The sequence below is a fragment of the Dyadobacter sp. SG02 genome, assembly GCF_900109045.1.
Lineage (GTDB): Bacteria > Bacteroidota > Bacteroidia > Cytophagales > Spirosomataceae > Dyadobacter.
The window spans coordinates 49,702-64,754 of sequence record NZ_FNYL01000022.1 but is presented as its reverse complement, the minus strand read 5'-3'; the positions used below and the strand labels follow the sequence as shown (position 1 = coordinate 64,754).

The following is a 15,053-nucleotide window of genomic DNA, read 5'->3' as shown; positions in this document are numbered from 1 at the left end:
GTTTTTTTCAGACCGCAAAAGTAGGAGATAATTTGGTCAGTACCAATAGCAGACGAGGCGAAAATTTGGATATTTTTTAGAAAATCACCCGTTTTTCCTGAAAACTGTGTTTAATATTCCCGGAAAGTGGGTTGGAGAGGGGGAATGCGGGAACTTTTTAACCGTGCTCGAATCCCTTTCACGGTTTGAGTTAGTTGTTAAAATCGCCTAAATTTGAATTGAACACCGACAAAATGCAGATGAACACGCAACTTTTGGAACGTATCACATTTAATCCTAAACAATGCGGGGGGAAACCTTGCATCAGGAATATGCGTATCCGCGTGACCGATGTGATTGAGTTGCTGGCAGCAGGTCTTACGCCGGAACAGATTGTTACAGAAGAACTGCCGGACCTTGAACCGGAAGATATCACCGCGTGCCTGCTTTACGCGGCGGCCAAACTGAATCACCCCGTTCTACAAGCGGCCTGATGATCATACTCGACGCCCAACTGCCTCCGGCGCTCGCTGTCTGGATCACCGAGAATTTCGAAAACCCATGTTTCTCGGCACAATTTCTGGATCTTCGTCATGCCGCGGACGAAGAGATATTTGCGTTTTCCAAAACAAAAAATGCGATTGTTATAACCAAGGACGACGACTTCGTTTCGTTACTAAACCGCTTCGGCAGTCCGCCGAAAGTCATTTGGCTGACGTGCGGAAATACATCCAAAAATAGATTGAAAGAAATTTTCGAGGCAAATTTGGCGTCAGCATTGGCTCGAAATGAACGATTTGGTGGAGATAACCGGTCTTTGACCGGTTTCTGATTTAAAATACATAATATGAACGATTTACTTTTCTGGAAGGTATGGTCGCCGTCCGAACGGCGGATGGCTGTCGGTGCTTTCCTTGTGTTGATTTTTGCGCTGGGGTTTTTGGTCTGGCAATCCTTTGATCCGCTCGGGAATGTGGTGCGGTGGAATGTGGTGAGCGAATTGTCGGAAACGACGGCCGTAGTGGATGTGCTGCAATTAGGACAATGGCAATACGGCATTTCGACGCCGACGCATCTGGTGACGGAAAGTTTTATGTCGTCCGTCATGGAGGTCAATGCGTTGACGGTCTATATGTTCTGGATCGGGGCGTTGATCGGCCTTTCACTGGTTCTAGCTGCACTGACGACTATGTCGCGGTTCTGGTACCTGGCCGGGACGATCCTTTTTATTTTGTTCCTCGCATTCGCCAGGTTGGAAACATTACGGCTTTTCGGAGCGGAAAACCGCCTTTTATTTCTGACAGCTACCGTTTTATATGGTGGCGTTTCCTACTATTTCCACGCATTCCGACCGGATCTGGGCATTAGCACGCGCATTGCCGGTGTTATGGGTGTTTCACTCATATTGGCTTCGCTGGTCGCATTTGGTTCGGCATCGCCGGTTCCGGCATTGACGGCCGCTGCCTATTCTTTTCCGTTATGGCTGGTTGCTACAATGCTCTTCCTCCTGGTTTCCGCCACCGAAATTATGGCAGGCCTGGTTTGGCTCAGCACGAGCGGACAGGCCGGGAAGGGGCGGTCGGGGCTTGTGCAGTTCATCGTGGTCAGCGTGCTGTATTTACTGCTTTTATTATTGATATATCTTCAAAATACCCGCCAGATAGACTGGAACGTCACTTTGATCAACCCATTCTACCTCGCATTGGTATCGGGAATACTCGGTATCTGGGGATTCAGAAGGCGCGCGGATTCTACCCAGGGCGTGATCCCGTTCCGAAGTACTGGTTTCTGGCTTTATGTCGGGCTTTTCATTGTCGCGGCGTCTTTCGGGGGCTTAATGGCCGGTACGGCAAACGATCCGGTACTGGAAACGCTGGAAGATACCGTCGTTCAGGGGCAACTGGCGATGGGCGTGCTCTTCCTTTTTTATGTATTGGTCAATTTTTATGAGGTTTTTCAGCAGAAGCTGGCTGTTTACAAGGTTTTGTACAAACCCCTCCGTTTTGGCCTGACGCAAACACGACTTTTTGGTTTCGCGGGGTTGGTTGTTCTATTTTCAATACAAAGACTTCTGCCTTTAAATCAGGCTATTGCGGGTTATTTCAATGGATTGGGAGATTTGCATTCCACCATTGAAGAGTATACGCTGGCCGAGCAGTACTACAAACTCGCGTTGCAGCAGGAATTTCAAAACCACAAATCCAACTACGCGCTGGCATCCATTGCATTGAAACAGGGCGACCGCAATGCAGCCGCTTACTATTTCAGACAGGCATTATTAAAGAATCCCTCCCCGCAGGCGTACGCGGGCCTGAGTGGCATCCTGGTTGAGGAAAGCCTGTTTTTTGATGCCGTATACAGTTTACAGGAAGGTCTTCGTCGCTTTCCGGCCAATGGGGAGTTGCTGAACAATCTTGGCATGCTCTATTCCAAAACCAATGTGGCCGATTCGGCTTACTATTACCTCGATCTGGCCAAAGCCAATGCGGCGCGCCCGGAAATTCCGGCCACCAACCTGCTCGCATTTCTCGCCAAAAGTACTGATTCCGGCTTGCTCGACTCCCTCGCTGCGGGTTCCGACAAGCAAGATTACCTTTCATGGCAAGCCAACTGGCTGGCGGTCCAGAATTTGAGACAACAGTTTCAAAAAGAGGAATTTAATAAAAAGTCCGTTCCGGACGATTCACTTCTAAGCGTCTCGTCCCTGGCCTATTTATTGAATTACGCCACCAACCAGGCTGCACTTGATTCTTTGCCGGCTACATTACTGCCGAAACTGGCCGCGAAAAATGCGATACTGTCCCAGGATTTGTCGCTAGCGGCGCTGTATCCGCAGTTTTATAGTGGAAATAAGCTGAAAGCGCTGGAAACGCTCACCGCCTGGGCGGCCGAGGAAGGTGAGAAGAGTGATTTGTATCATAAAATACTCGGACATTGGTTGCTGCAACTCGGATTGTACGACAAGGCGATCGAGGCGCTTTCTCCGGTAGAGGGCATTGAAGGAACGCTGGGAATGGCTGTCGCTAATGCATTAGCCGATAAAAAAGAAATTGCGGTGATATTGCTAGACAAAGCGCAGGAAAAAGAGAAGAATGCGGCATTAGATCAGTTGAAACAGGCATTATTTTCGGGCGTGAAGCCTAGGACGGTAACCGATTCGCTGTTTGCGTTGGTCTCAAAAACGCCTTCCGCGCAAAATATTCAGAATGCCGTGCGGGCCAATCCGTTCGATGCCCGCATTGTTTCAGCGGCATCCGAGTTTTACCGAAGCAAAAAGGAGGTGAAACAGGCTTATCAGCTGGTGCTGGATGCGTTGCGGTACAACGAATATGCCCCCGGACTTTGGGAACAATATGCATTGTTAAGCCTTGAACAGGGCCTGCTCGGGCAGGCGGCAGAGGGAGAAGAGAAGGTAAAGCAATACGCGTTGCCTGCCGGTTATCAGCGATTTCTGACGCGCTATCAGCCGATGCGGGCACTTATCGAAAAACAAAGAGCGGAATTTTGATGATTTAATATTTTAGCCATCTCAAAAATACACTTCACCAATGGCGGCTTTGTCCTGGAAATCCAATTTCACTGAAACGGAATGCCGGATTTTCCGGGGTAAAGTCATTGCCGGTATCCTGAAAACAACCCTTTTGAAATACGACGGCCGCGGCGAACTCGATGGCCATATGCTCACATTCAAAAGCAAAGGGTTTTTCCAATCGCGCACCGAAATACGCGATATCGAAGGCAAAAACTTGCTGGGGAGCATCGAATACAACGTTTTCCGAAGCAAGGCCCACATTACCTACGACGGCGTGTGCTACGATTGGCGGCTTGATTCGTGGCTACGTGGCAAATGGACCGTGAGCGACGGTGAATCCGAAGCTCGTTTTGAATCCGCCGGCTTCTGGAAGAATGAAGGGCAGGTGATTAATGAGGACATTCCGCCACCGGTGATCCTGGCTTCATTCTTTATACAAAGCTTTTTTCATAAAATTTCGGCCGTATCCTGACTCATAACAGCTATATTCCTACTGAAAAATCGTCTTCATGAAAATCATAGAAACCAGCGAGATCGCCAAACGTTACGTAATGGGTAGCGAGATTATCCAGGCACTCAAATCCGTTACAATTTCGGTTAATAAAGGGGAATATGTGGCGTTTATGGGGCCCTCGGGTTCAGGGAAATCGACTTTGATGAACATCATCGGCTGCCTCGACACGCCTACTACCGGGAGGTACATCCTGAACAACAAGGACGTTTCCGACATGACCGAGAATGAGCTCGCCGAGATCCGGAACAAAGAGATCGGGTTTGTGTTTCAGACATTTAACCTGCTTCCCAGGATGTCGTCGCTGGATAATGTGGCGCTGCCGCTGATTTATGCAGGGTTAAGCAAGGCCGACAGAACAGAAAGGGCCATGTTGTCCCTGAAAAATGTAGGCCTCGAAAATCGTGCGGGGCACAAACCGAACGAGCTTTCCGGTGGTCAGCGCCAACGCGTTGCAATCGCCCGCGCGCTCGTGAACGATCCAAGCATCCTGCTTGCTGACGAACCGACGGGTAACCTGGATAGTAAGACATCCTACGAAATCATGGACCTTTTCGACCAGCTTTACAGCAAAGGCAACACGATTGTCATGGTAACGCACGAAGAGGACATCGCGCATTACGCGCACCGCGTTGTGCGCCTCCGGGACGGACTTGTCGAGTCGGATACCATCAATCCGAACCCTACGAAGGTGAGTGCGTTGGTTTAGAAGCCGATTTTGGCTAACTTGAATAAAATTCAAAAAAGGACTGTGCTATGAAAGGAGTTAGCTATCTCACAGACGAAGCAGGTCAAAGGAAGGCTGTCGTCATTGATCTGGATTTGTTGAAACACCGCGAAAGTCTCGCTGATATTCTGGAAGATATCGAAGATGCTGTTGCGATCGAGACCAGGAAGGACGAAGAGTCAGTAGACTGGGAGTCGGCTCTCCGCAAAGAAGTTTACAGAAACAAATAGTATAATTATCTTTGTAACGGATAAAGGCCAATGGCCGAGAGAATCCGGATGAATGGCCCGAGTGAGGCGCATCATCCGGATTATTTTTATAGCAATATTTATGAAGATCAATTTCAAAGACATTATCATATTCGAGGACGAGGATTTTTTGGTGGTGAACAAGCCGCCGCATCTGGCAACGCTGGATGAGCGTACTGCCGACCGCGGCGGAAGCGTGCTTCGCCTCGCCAAAGAATATAATCCTGATTTACAAGCCGCTCACCGCCTCGATAAGGAGACTTCGGGTGCATTGGCATTTGCTAAAAATCCGGCCGCATACCGGCATTTAGCCATGCAATTTGAGCACCGCGAGGTTACCAAACGGTATCATGCGGTCGTGAACGGTATCCATGATCTGGAAGGAGTGTCGGTGTACCTGCCGATATTGCCATTGAAAAACGGAACGGCGGTGAAGATCGACCGGGCGGAAGGGAAGGAGGCGGAGACGATTTTCAATACTTTGCAGGTGTACCGCGGCTACACTTTGGTGGAATGTATCCCCATTACAGGGCGTATGCACCAGATCCGGGTACATTTGTCGTGCCTCAAAGCACCGATTGTCAACGACCCGCAGTATGGTGGCGAACCCATTTTCCTTTCAAGCCTGAAAAGAAAGTTCAATCTGAAAAAAGATACGGAAGAACAGCCTCTTATTCAGCGAGTTGCATTACATGCGCGGTCGCTTTCGTTTGCGATTATGAACGGGGATGATATACGTGTGGAGGCGCCTTACCCGAAAGATTTTGAAGTACTTGTGAAGCAGCTCAATAAGTTCGGAGTGTAATAGCATGGTTTTTGTTGGATGTTAAAAGTTGTGTACGTTTAACGATCTTTTTTACATTCAAAAAACCTAAAACTATGCGGGCACACACGTTACGAACTACCTCTTTCCTGCCACTGATCCTGCTGTTTGCATTAGTGAGCACTGCTGCCAGCGCGCAGACCGGCCGGAAAAATGATGTGATCATCAAGCGCGACAGCTCGCGCATCCAGGCACTCATTACGCAAATGAGCTACGAGAAGATCAACTACCGCGATCTGGGTAAGGCCGACAGCGCCGCAACCTACATTTATATGGATCAGGTGGCGCGGGTATTGCTGAAAAACGGGAAGACGATCAACGTCAAAGACTCCATTCCGCCGGGCCGCATTCCTCCCGATAGCGTTGGGCAGTATGCGGATATGAACAATCTGCCGACTGACCCGTTCGAGAAAAGCGTGGTAATGGCTAATTCAGATCAGCTCCGGGATAAATACGAATACCACAACAATCGTGCGATCGATGGGAAAACGGGCGCCATTGTGTTCACTTCGGTAGCGGTTGCGACGTTGGTGTCAGGTATTATCGTAGCAAGCACAGGCGACAGCCCGGATAACAAGACCATTGGTACGTCGCTCGCGATAGCGGGGCCGGCTGTGGGCGTTGTTTTCGGGTTAATTGGTTTTAAAAACTATAAAATTCATAGTAAGAAAGCTGAAAAGGTCAAAAATGAACTGCAACGCCGGAACCAGCCGTTGACGACATTCAGTATCACGCCGCACGTCGACCCGTTCACTAAATCGGCTCGGTTGGGGCTCAGGTTGTCGTTCTGATTGCGGTAAAATGATTACTTTCATAGGGTCAAATCAGTTACAAAAACCTTTCCCTCATGAAAGTAATTCTACCAAAGCTGAGAAATCAGCTTCTAGCCATGTTAATGCTATTGTTTGTCGTTCATGCAAATGCACAAACGCCGCGCAAGGCGGATGTCATTAAGCTGCGTGACGAGTCCAAACTGGAAGTCTTTATCCAGGAAGTGGACGATCAGGTTGTGAAATACAAGAAGTTGAGCGACCCGGAAGGGCCGCTTTTTTCCGTTAAAAAGTCCGATATCGCTTCAATTCGATACGGGAACGGTGAAGAAGAAACGTTTGAGGCCACGCTGGAAGTGCAAAACTATTATGCTCCGACCAAGCCTGTTCCGGCCGGCCGGCCACAGGAACCACGCCCGGCTGCGAGAAAGCCTGCCAATGGCCCGGTGAAGCCGTCAGTCCAGTTTGCAGAGGATGTCCGCAATTCTTCACCCGATCATTTGCGAAGCATGTATACCTATTATAAGACCCGTTCGAAAGCGGGGATGATTATGGGCATTGCGGGTACTTCGGTGGGTGCGATTGTGGCGGCGATCGGTACCGGCATTGTAGCCAGCGCGGTAGACGATAATGGGAATTACAAAAGTTATCAGGATGAGCTACGTGCGCGCAAGGGCGCCTATATGATGCTCGGAGGCTTTGCGGGAGCGATCACGTTCGGTACCGTCGGATTCGTGAAAGGCGGTAAGAATGGTGCCAAAGCCAGTCGCATTCGCCGGGAACTAATCCGGCGTGGAGAGCCTCTGACGATCAGCATCAGGCCGTCGTTCAGTCCGGCGCAGCGGGCTGGAAGTCTCACACTGGCATTGAATTTCTGATATGCCTGAAAACAAAAAGCGGGCTCCGAATACCTCGGAGCCCGCTTTTTTATGAATGGAATTTCTTAGAATTTGAATGCGATACCCGCTTTTACAGGAGATGCATTGTAACCAACTTCTGCAAATACACCGAGGTTTGGCTTGAAGTAGTAACGTGCACCAGCGAATACACCGAAGAAAACGCCACTTCCGTAACCGTCATCATAAACGCCTGAGTAACCATCAGGATCGCTGAAAGAAGAAATACGGTATCCCAAAGAAGGACCTGCGTACAAATCAAGGTTGTCCAGTTTCAGGAAGTGCTTGCCGTAGTGGTAAGAACCGCGGGCAGCGATGGTGAAGAAGTTATATCTCCATTTGTAACCAACCCAGCCATAGTTCCAGGTTGTGAAGTCAGCCTGGCCACCCACGCTGATGAAGTCATGCACGCCGCCTTCGAACGACGCACCTACACCGACGCCGCCGCCGCCGTAAGTTCCGCCAAGGTTGATACCTGCATTCAATAATTTATCTCCTTTCTCAAATTGGGCAAACGCCTTCTCCGAAGCTGCGCTGAAAAGAGCGGCAACCATTAGCATGAATAGAGTCTTTTTCATCGTAATAGATTAGTTATTGTTAAAGAATAATGGCACAAATTAAAGCCTTTATTTCAATGCTTCAAAACTTGTGCCATTTATAGTTATTAACCGGAGTTTCCTACTTTATAAGTGGTTCCGGCTTCTTTATTTAATCCAAAATCAGATGTGCTTCCGGAGCTTATCCTTAAAGACCTTTTTGAATTTGTCCAGTTTTGGTGCAATCACGAAGGCGCAATACCCTTGCTCGGGATTGTTGGCAAAATAATTCTGGTGATAGTCTTCGGCAGGGTAAAACTTCTGGAATTTAGTGATTTCGGTTACAATCGGATTCGCATAAGCGCCCGATTTGTCCAGTTCCGCCTTGGCTGTTTCCGCCAGTTGCTTCTGCTCGTCGGTATGGTAAAAAATGACTGAACGGTACTGCGTGCCCACATCATTTCCCTGACGGTTCAGCGTAGTAGGGTCGTGGCTGCGGAAGAATGCTTCCAACAGGTCGGCGTAGCTGATCACCTTGGGATCGTACGTCACTTCCACGCATTCGGCGTGGCCGGTTGTGCCTGTGCATACGGCTTTATAATTGGGATTGGGGTCGTGCCCGCCCGAGTAGCCCGAAACCACTTTCTTGACGCCGTCAAGTGATTCCATCACGGCCTCGGTGCACCAGAAACATCCCGTACCAAATGTTGCGACTTGTGTATTCGCGGTATCGACGTTGCTTTCGTCGAGTGCGGTTGAGGCTGCTTCTTTGTCCATTTTGCTCTTGTGTTTTTTGTCTGACTGTGCGCACGACACGAGGGCCATGCAGCTCAAAAATATAAACGTGAAAATCGGGATGGTGGTTCTCATCATTAAATACAGGTTATCACTGTTTCGGTAACGATTACGGCTTCAATAAAGTTTTATCGCCGTAATCCTATAATATTTACGAAATTTGAGGGCCAAAAGATCGGGATACCGTCAAATCCCGGCGGCACCAAACCTCCGGTAGTTTATGACCTATCTTCATTTCAAAGCGCTTCATATCATATTCGTAGTAAGCTGGTTTGCAGGGCTTTTTTACATGCCCCGGCTGTTTGTGTACCACACCGAAGCCAATGATAAACCCAGTCCCGAGCGCGAAATCCTGCTTGCGCAATTTACCAAAATGGAGAAACTGCTGTTCAATGCGATCATGACGCCGGCCTGCTGGCTCGCATTACTGTGCGGTACCGCCATGCTCTACATCACGCCCGCCTGGCTCGACCAGGGCTGGATGAAGCTGAAACTCGTTTTTGTGCTGGGGTTACTGGCCTACCATTCCATTACCCGAAAGCTATTGCTGGAACTGCGCGCCGGCAAATTCCGGTTCAGTTCGTTCCAACTGCGGCTTTTCAATGAAATAGCGACGATTTTCCTGTTCTCCATCGTGTTTTTAGTGGTTTTGAAAAACACGGTCGACTGGCTGTGGGGTGTACTCGGATTGCTGGCCTTCGCGGTCGTGATCATGACCGCCGTCCGGATTGTGAAGCGAATGCGGGAAAAAAGGGCGGGCGCGTAGTATCAGCAGCGTAGGATTAGCATAAGCCCCACGGACGTACGATCGTCCGCGGGGCTTTTCACTTCATTAACCTCAACCCAAATTACTTGTATTTCGTTTTATAACTAAAATTTAGTTATAATGCTTAAAAAATTTTAGAGCTTTTTGTATTCGTAAAAGACGTGGCCAGCCGATAGCTTTTCGTCGGCGGGGTAGTGCTGCCACACCGCGATGCTGCCATTTTCGTCGCCTTCGAGTTCCAGGGAAATGACCGAGGTCCCGGTTTTTTCATTGTTGCAGAAAAGCTGAATAGCGTTACCCGCGCTATTACTTTGCCAGGTGCCTGCGAGTTGGTTCGCATTGCCGGCGTCGCGCATTTCGAAATGACCGTCGGCCCGGAGTTCCAGTTTGGATAAGCATACTTTCACATTGCCGGAGCGTTCGGGAAAATCGCGGGGCGTTTTACCGTCGTTGTCGTTGATCGTGATGCGGTTCATATTTTCCCACACGCCGATAAGGTCTTTGTTGAGGTATTCGGAAATGCTGTTTGTCTCGCCGCCCGGTCTTTCGCAGGAGAAAAGGAATAGCATTAGTGCCGTCAATGGCACGACGGCCAGGAAGCGCAGCCGGTTGACGGCCCTGGATGGAGTTTGATGTAACATGATAATCCGTGATTTGATTTGACCATAATATGAAAAGTAATGCAGGGTTGAGATTTGCGTAGATGACGACAGGTTCAGGAGTAAATGCGTATAGCGAAATCTCCCGGCCTGGCGTGCGGCCTGTTCGTCGGCAATGAATTCATGATTAACTGTAATCGCTTCCCGCCAGAAACGCATCAGCGGATTGAACCAGCAGCAGGCGCTGAGGAACCGGACAAGCAGCCAGTCGCAGGTATGTGCCTGCCTGCAATGCACAAGCTCGTGCGCGACGCACGTACGTAATGATTCATTGCTCAGGTTTTGATGGATAAAAATGTAGTTGAAAAATGAGGAGGCCGGTATTTCGTCGCCTGCGAATACGAGGCGTGCATTGCCCAGTTTTCTGGAAGGATATTTCCGGATCAACCGCACGACGGCGAAAACGTCTGCAAACAATTTGTACAAATGCCAGATGGTAATGCAGCCGTAAATTATCCAGAGGATTTGTGAAAAGTGAAATCCTTGCAGTTGAGTCGGATCGAAGGTAATACGCCCGGTTGGTACGTAGGTCGGGATAAAATCTGCCACCACAACCGAAGACGCTCTCCATTCGCCGGGCAAAAGCGGAAGTTTCAATGCAGGCGCGACGATACAGAATATCATTCCCAAAAGCAGGTATAACCGGTTGGCTGCAAAGAAGGTAAGTTTCTGAAAGGCAACCCTGTAAAGCAGGATCACCAATGCCAGACAAAGATTCACTTCCAACAGGTAAGTACCGGCCATAACGATCAGGATTTAGGAGGATAATAGGAATCGATCAGTTGTTTCAACTCATTTACTTCTTCCGGTTTCAAAGCATTTTCCTGGACAATAAATGAGACAATATTCTTGGGCGAACCTTCGAAATAATGCTTGATCAGGTCTGAAAACGACCTGCGGGCATATTGATCGCGGGAAATGGCCGGGAAATAGACGTGCGTCTTGCCATAGGCCTTATGATCGACAAAACCCTTCTTTTCAAGCAGCCGTACGATAGACGAAACGGTCGTGTAAGGCGGCTTCGGCTCGGGCAATTTTTCGAGAATGTCGTGGATGACGCCTTCTCCAAGCTCCCAGAGAATGCGCATGATGTTTTCTTCCGAATGACTTAGCGGTTCCATGCTCCAAAGGTATAACTAAAATTTAGTTATCGAACTTATTTTTCGTTAAAAAGTGAAAAAGAGTCTCTGAAATTCAGGAAGGCGGCTCTGGAAGCCGGGTGTAATTTGCATCTGTTAGCCATCTTATACCGAGCTGGAAGCGTTCGGTTATATCTGACAAAAATCCCGCCCGGAGGACCCGGACGGGATTTAACCTACTACTCAAAAAATCAAACACTCAAAAAGCAAATCAATATTCCCGGATGGCCGTCAGGAGCGGAAAATCATCCTGAATGACTGGTCGCGGGTGAGGTAGGCGACGGCCCAGTTGTACAACGTTCTTACCTTATTGTGGACGTTCACCAGTGATACGACGTGGATGTAAAGCCAGACGAGCAATGCAAGGATTCCTTTGAAATGGAGTCTGTGTTTGAAGAGGTCAACAACGGCTTCGTTCCGGCCGATAATGGCCATTTCTCCCTTGTCGAAGTATTTGAATGGCTTCAATTCCCTGCCTTTTGCAATTGCCAGAAAGTTTTTGGCCAAATGGCGGCCTTGCTGAATGGCGACCTGCGCCTGTTGCGGGTGTCCTTTTGGAAATGCCTCGTCCGTTTTTTGAATGCTGATGTCGCCGATCGCCCAGATGTTATCGACGCCGGTAACGCGGTTATACACGTCGGTAACCATCCTTCGTCCGGCTCCCAGGCTGCTTGCGGGAATACCCTCGAATATATTGGCAATCACACCGGCGGCCCAGATCAGCGTCGGAGCTTCGATGACGTCGCCGTTGGCAAACGTAACTTTGCCTTCTGAAAAGTCGGTTACCTGTGCATTCAGTTTGATGTGGACGCCGAGATCGGACAACGTTTGATAAGTATCCTCATGCGTTTGATCACTCATAGGCGCCAGAAGGGCTGGGCCTCCGTCGACAATGTAGATCTCGCCAGGCGTTTTCGCCAGTTCGGGATAGTCTTTTGCGATGACGTATTTTTTCAACTCGGCCAGCATACCCGCTATTTCCACACCGGTAGGGCCGCCGCCGGCGATCACGATGTTCAGCGCTTTGGCGCGTTCGGCCGGGTCGGTAATGCGGGTCGCGTTTTCGAGGGTTTTCAGCAAAGCATTGCGCATTCGCAGGGCGTCGTCGATGCCTTTGAGTGAAATCGCATTCTTTTTAATGCTTTCAATACCAAAAAAATTAGTCTCCGCGCCCGCCGCAAACACGAGGTGGTCGTATTCCATTTCGCCGTCGCTGAGGTAAATCACGTGTTTTTCCGGGTCGACTTTCTTCAATTCGGCCATCCGGAAGTGAACGCGTTTGTCGCGTAGCAGCCTGCGGAACGGATAAGAGATGCTCGACGGATCGAGGAAGCTCGTAGCTACCTGGTAGAGCAGCGGTGTGAAGTAGTTATAATTGTTTTTGTCAACCAATGTGACGTGGTAATCTTTATTTTTAAACATCTGCTGCGCGAAGTTCAACCCTGCGAACCCGCCGCCGATGACGATGATCTTTTTCTTTCTGGCTTCTGATTTTGCACTTTCCATGACGTTTGTCTATTAGGTGAGGCTATCATGTCTTTTAGGACAATACAAAGATAACCCACCCCATACGGCCGGCGCCACAACATTTGATAGGAAAAAACCTTAACAAATGATAAGGAAAAATCAGCTCGCGACCTGCCTGCGAATGCGGCTGAGCGTTACAGGTGTGATGCCCATGTATGAGGCGATCAGATGCAGGGGGACGCGGGAGAAAATGAAGGGATATTGTTCCAGAAACCGGCTGTAAATCTCCTCGGCGGAGAGGCCCAGCGAGTTTTCGATCCGGCTCAGCAGCGCCACATAGGCATTCTGGTAAAGAATGCGCATATAGGTCTCGTATGGCGGGATGGTTTTGAGCAACAACTCGTGGCTTTCGAGCGAAAGCGTCAGTACTTCGCAGCTTTCCAGCACTTCGACATTTAGTCGCGAAGGTTTTTGCGTAAAAAAACTGTAAAGATCACCGATCCACCAGCCTTCGAACCCAAACTGGACAACATGTTGCGCGCCATGCGCATCGGTGGAATAGGAATACAATGCGCCTTTTTCCACGAAACTCATCCGTTGGATAATATCGCCTTCCTGGTGCAGAAACTGCCGTTTTTTAAGTTTTTTAGGCGTAAAATGGCTAAGAATAGCCGCTTCCTGTCCGGGACTGAGCGTTACTCTTTTGTGTAGTTCGTGGAGCAGTCCGGGATACATCGGAAGTAAGTTCTACTTTTCAAATACCAACGCATCCGCCTTCGCGCCCAGTTCCTCCAATGCCTTCAAAATCGATTCGGTGAATGCGTCCGGGCCGCAAACGTAGAACGGCTGGTCGAAATGCGTGACGTGCTTTTGCAGAAAATCCTTGTCGATACGCCCGTGATAATACCCTTCCGCGTTTTCGCCCGAAATGAGGTTGAAAAAATGGTCGCCGAGGATTTGTTCCAGTTCTTCTTTAAGGATAATGTCGGACGTGGTGCGGTTGGAGAAGAAAAGCTGGTTTGCTCCGATCTGCCCTTTGGCATACAAATCCCTGAAAATGGCCAGAAAAGGGGTGATACCAGCGCCCCCGGCCAGGAATACGCCTTCGCCTTTGTATTCGATCGCGCCCCAGGCATCGCTGATTTCGAACTCGTCGCCCGGCTGGACGTGTGTCAATGCATTGGTCACGCCGTCGTGGTCGGTGTAGGATTTGATTGTGAACTGGAGCGTATCCGCCGTAGGCAGCGATGTGAATGTAAATGGCCGCTTTTCCGCTGTCCACGGCTCTTTCAGGATGGAAAAGTCCGTCGCCTGGCCGGGTGTATAGGTGAAACCGGCCGGTTTTTCTACCGTATAGGCGTTTACGTTATGGGTGACAGGCTTTTTGGCGAGCAGTTTGACAGAGTAATCGGCCATGGCGGTAGGTTTTTCGGAAGTTGTGGATATAAACTTGGCACAAAATACACATTCACAGGGCCGCAGTCAAGGACGGTTCTTGTCGAATGGTACCGTTTTCAGGCAGCGGCTGAAAGTAGCGGGCGTGGTGCCGAGGTAGGTGGCAATGTAATGGTCGGGAATGCGACGGAAAAGCGACGACGGCTGGCTGATGTAATGCGCAATGCGTTCTTCTACCGACAAATATTTGAAAACCTTCACCTTATCGGTAAAGTTGATGAGATGTTGCTCCAAAAGCCTTACGGCGAGCTTGCCCATGTACGAATCTTCTTCCACGAGCTTCCGGTACGAATCGTACGAAATCGCATAGACCGTCGTGTCTTCCAGCGTTTCCAAAACCTCATTCGAAAGCTTTTGCAACAAAAAACTTTCCGCAATGCAAACAATATCCCCTTCCGAAACCAGCAGCGAAGTAATGTCCTCGGACCCGCGCAGGTAATACGTACGCATGACCCCTTTTTCAATAAAATATAACGACGGACTCACCTGCCCCAAATCCACCAGCACGCGGCCTTTCGGGATCATAAACCTTTTCAGGTTTTGCTGAAATTTCTCCCTGACTTCCTCCGAAACCATGAATTTGGACGCTTCCAGCAAATGGTGCAATGGTTTGAGTTCTTCGGAGAGCTGCATTAGATAATTGAAGTTATAAAGAGTGGCGGTACTTGTCGTGCGACAATGCAAAATCTTGTTGTACGACAATTCAAATCAATGTCTTTTGACAAGATATAAAATAATGAAAGGGAAGTT

At 49.2% G+C, this 15,053-nt stretch carries 18 protein-coding genes; 10 read left to right on the top strand and 8 right to left on the bottom strand.

The features are described from left to right. Positions 1–239 precede the first annotated feature (239 nt). The 9 genes from BMW93_RS33790 (at position 240) to BMW93_RS33750 (ending at position 7,468) form a co-directional block, all read left to right on the top strand. Complete coding sequence (locus BMW93_RS33790) at positions 240–473, top strand: DUF433 domain-containing protein (RefSeq protein ID WP_310590256.1); 234 nt, start codon at positions 240–242, stop codon at positions 471–473. After that, a complete protein-coding gene (locus BMW93_RS33785; RefSeq protein WP_090387030.1) occupies positions 473–811 on the top strand; it encodes a DUF5615 family PIN-like protein in 339 nt (112 codons plus the stop codon). The genes BMW93_RS33790 and BMW93_RS33785 overlap by 1 nt, the downstream gene beginning before the upstream one ends. Before the next feature lie 15 nt (positions 812–826). Continuing rightward, positions 827–3,487, top strand: a complete 2,661-nt coding sequence (locus BMW93_RS33780) for a hypothetical protein (protein ID WP_090387029.1) — start codon at positions 827–829, stop codon at positions 3,485–3,487. 40 nt (positions 3,488–3,527) lie between these two features. Then, entirely contained in the window at positions 3,528–3,983 is a 456-nt protein-coding gene (locus BMW93_RS33775) for a hypothetical protein (RefSeq protein ID WP_090387027.1), read from the top strand. 37 nt (positions 3,984–4,020) lie between these two features. Beyond that, complete coding sequence (locus BMW93_RS33770; protein WP_090387025.1) at positions 4,021–4,731, top strand: ABC transporter ATP-binding protein; 711 nt, start codon at positions 4,021–4,023, stop codon at positions 4,729–4,731. Between the two features lie 47 nt (positions 4,732–4,778). Next, positions 4,779–4,979, top strand: a complete 201-nt coding sequence (locus tag BMW93_RS33765; RefSeq protein WP_090387023.1) for a hypothetical protein — start codon at positions 4,779–4,781, stop codon at positions 4,977–4,979. A gap of 100 nt (positions 4,980–5,079) precedes the next feature. Next, on the top strand, positions 5,080–5,802 hold the full coding sequence (locus tag BMW93_RS33760; RefSeq protein WP_090387021.1) for an RluA family pseudouridine synthase: 723 nt from the start codon (positions 5,080–5,082) through the stop codon (positions 5,800–5,802). A 74-nt stretch (positions 5,803–5,876) separates the two neighbouring features. After that, positions 5,877–6,611 carry a hypothetical protein gene (locus BMW93_RS33755; RefSeq protein ID WP_090387019.1) on the top strand — a complete coding sequence of 245 codons (735 nt, stop codon included), beginning with the start codon at positions 5,877–5,879 and terminating at the stop codon, positions 6,609–6,611. Between the two features lie 56 nt (positions 6,612–6,667). Next, positions 6,668–7,468 carry a hypothetical protein gene (locus BMW93_RS33750; protein WP_090387017.1) on the top strand — a complete coding sequence of 267 codons (801 nt, stop codon included), beginning with the start codon at positions 6,668–6,670 and terminating at the stop codon, positions 7,466–7,468. Between the two features lie 65 nt (positions 7,469–7,533). On the opposite strand, the gene BMW93_RS33745 is transcribed toward BMW93_RS33750, so the two are convergent. After that, positions 7,534–8,064 carry a hypothetical protein gene (locus tag BMW93_RS33745; RefSeq protein ID WP_090387014.1) on the bottom strand — a complete coding sequence of 177 codons (531 nt, stop codon included), beginning with the start codon at positions 8,062–8,064 and terminating at the stop codon, positions 7,534–7,536. Between the two features lie 141 nt (positions 8,065–8,205). Continuing rightward, the gene (msrA, locus tag BMW93_RS33740; protein ID WP_177194278.1) at positions 8,206–8,892 is read right to left on the bottom strand and encodes a peptide-methionine (S)-S-oxide reductase MsrA; all 687 of its coding nucleotides are present in this window, start codon (positions 8,890–8,892) and stop codon (positions 8,206–8,208) included. A 145-nt stretch (positions 8,893–9,037) separates the two neighbouring features. Between msrA and BMW93_RS33735 the strand changes: the two genes are divergently transcribed. Then, positions 9,038–9,583: a CopD family protein gene (locus BMW93_RS33735; RefSeq protein WP_090387012.1), complete on the top strand. Its 546-nt coding sequence runs from the start codon at positions 9,038–9,040 to the stop codon at positions 9,581–9,583. Positions 9,584–9,717: 134 nt separating this feature from the next. Here BMW93_RS33735 and BMW93_RS33730 read toward each other — a convergent pair whose 3' ends face one another. The 6 genes from BMW93_RS33730 to BMW93_RS33705 all read right to left on the bottom strand — a co-directional run bounded on the left by BMW93_RS33730 (position 9,718) and on the right by BMW93_RS33705 (position 14,936). After that, a complete protein-coding gene (locus tag BMW93_RS33730; RefSeq protein ID WP_090387010.1) occupies positions 9,718–10,986 on the bottom strand; it encodes a M56 family metallopeptidase in 1,269 nt (422 codons plus the stop codon). A gap of 5 nt (positions 10,987–10,991) precedes the next feature. Continuing rightward, complete coding sequence (locus tag BMW93_RS33725) at positions 10,992–11,363, bottom strand: BlaI/MecI/CopY family transcriptional regulator (protein WP_090387008.1); 372 nt, start codon at positions 11,361–11,363, stop codon at positions 10,992–10,994. Between the two features lie 249 nt (positions 11,364–11,612). Beyond that, positions 11,613–12,887, bottom strand: coding sequence for an NAD(P)/FAD-dependent oxidoreductase (locus BMW93_RS33720; protein ID WP_090387006.1), 1,275 nt, complete (start codon positions 12,885–12,887; stop codon positions 11,613–11,615). A gap of 120 nt (positions 12,888–13,007) precedes the next feature. Continuing rightward, positions 13,008–13,583, bottom strand: a complete 576-nt coding sequence (locus BMW93_RS33715; protein ID WP_090387004.1) for a Crp/Fnr family transcriptional regulator — start codon at positions 13,581–13,583, stop codon at positions 13,008–13,010. Positions 13,584–13,595: 12 nt separating this feature from the next. Then, entirely contained in the window at positions 13,596–14,264 is a 669-nt protein-coding gene (locus BMW93_RS33710; RefSeq protein ID WP_090387002.1) for a flavodoxin reductase, read from the bottom strand. Positions 14,265–14,330: 66 nt separating this feature from the next. Beyond that, positions 14,331–14,936, bottom strand: a complete 606-nt coding sequence (locus BMW93_RS33705) for a Crp/Fnr family transcriptional regulator (protein ID WP_090387000.1) — start codon at positions 14,934–14,936, stop codon at positions 14,331–14,333. Positions 14,937–15,053 lie beyond the last annotated feature (117 nt).

Excerpts from the sequence above, each read along its gene's own strand:
- BMW93_RS33790 (WP_310590256.1), top strand. The coding sequence starts at position 240 with ATGAACACGCAACTTTTGGAACGTATCACATTTAATCCTAAACAATGC.
- BMW93_RS33785 (WP_090387030.1), top strand. The coding sequence starts at position 473 with ATGATCATACTCGACGCCCAACTGCCTCCGGCGCTCGCTGTCTGGATC.
- BMW93_RS33780 (WP_090387029.1), top strand. The coding sequence starts at position 827 with ATGAACGATTTACTTTTCTGGAAGGTATGGTCGCCGTCCGAACGGCGG.
- BMW93_RS33775 (WP_090387027.1), top strand. The coding sequence starts at position 3,528 with ATGGCGGCTTTGTCCTGGAAATCCAATTTCACTGAAACGGAATGCCGG.
- BMW93_RS33770 (WP_090387025.1), top strand. The coding sequence starts at position 4,021 with ATGAAAATCATAGAAACCAGCGAGATCGCCAAACGTTACGTAATGGGT.
- BMW93_RS33765 (WP_090387023.1), top strand. The coding sequence starts at position 4,779 with ATGAAAGGAGTTAGCTATCTCACAGACGAAGCAGGTCAAAGGAAGGCT.
- BMW93_RS33760 (WP_090387021.1), top strand. The coding sequence starts at position 5,080 with ATGAAGATCAATTTCAAAGACATTATCATATTCGAGGACGAGGATTTT.
- BMW93_RS33755 (WP_090387019.1), top strand. The coding sequence starts at position 5,877 with ATGCGGGCACACACGTTACGAACTACCTCTTTCCTGCCACTGATCCTG.
- BMW93_RS33750 (WP_090387017.1), top strand. The coding sequence starts at position 6,668 with ATGAAAGTAATTCTACCAAAGCTGAGAAATCAGCTTCTAGCCATGTTA.
- BMW93_RS33745 (WP_090387014.1), bottom strand. The coding sequence starts at position 8,064 with ATGAAAAAGACTCTATTCATGCTAATGGTTGCCGCTCTTTTCAGCGCA.
- msrA (WP_177194278.1), bottom strand. The coding sequence starts at position 8,892 with ATGAGAACCACCATCCCGATTTTCACGTTTATATTTTTGAGCTGCATG.
- BMW93_RS33735 (WP_090387012.1), top strand. The coding sequence starts at position 9,038 with ATGACCTATCTTCATTTCAAAGCGCTTCATATCATATTCGTAGTAAGC.
- BMW93_RS33730 (WP_090387010.1), bottom strand. The coding sequence starts at position 10,986 with ATGGCCGGTACTTACCTGTTGGAAGTGAATCTTTGTCTGGCATTGGTG.
- BMW93_RS33725 (WP_090387008.1), bottom strand. The coding sequence starts at position 11,363 with ATGGAACCGCTAAGTCATTCGGAAGAAAACATCATGCGCATTCTCTGG.
- BMW93_RS33720 (WP_090387006.1), bottom strand. The coding sequence starts at position 12,887 with ATGGAAAGTGCAAAATCAGAAGCCAGAAAGAAAAAGATCATCGTCATC.
- BMW93_RS33715 (WP_090387004.1), bottom strand. The coding sequence starts at position 13,583 with ATGTATCCCGGACTGCTCCACGAACTACACAAAAGAGTAACGCTCAGT.
- BMW93_RS33710 (WP_090387002.1), bottom strand. The coding sequence starts at position 14,264 with ATGGCCGATTACTCTGTCAAACTGCTCGCCAAAAAGCCTGTCACCCAT.
- BMW93_RS33705 (WP_090387000.1), bottom strand. The coding sequence starts at position 14,936 with ATGCAGCTCTCCGAAGAACTCAAACCATTGCACCATTTGCTGGAAGCG.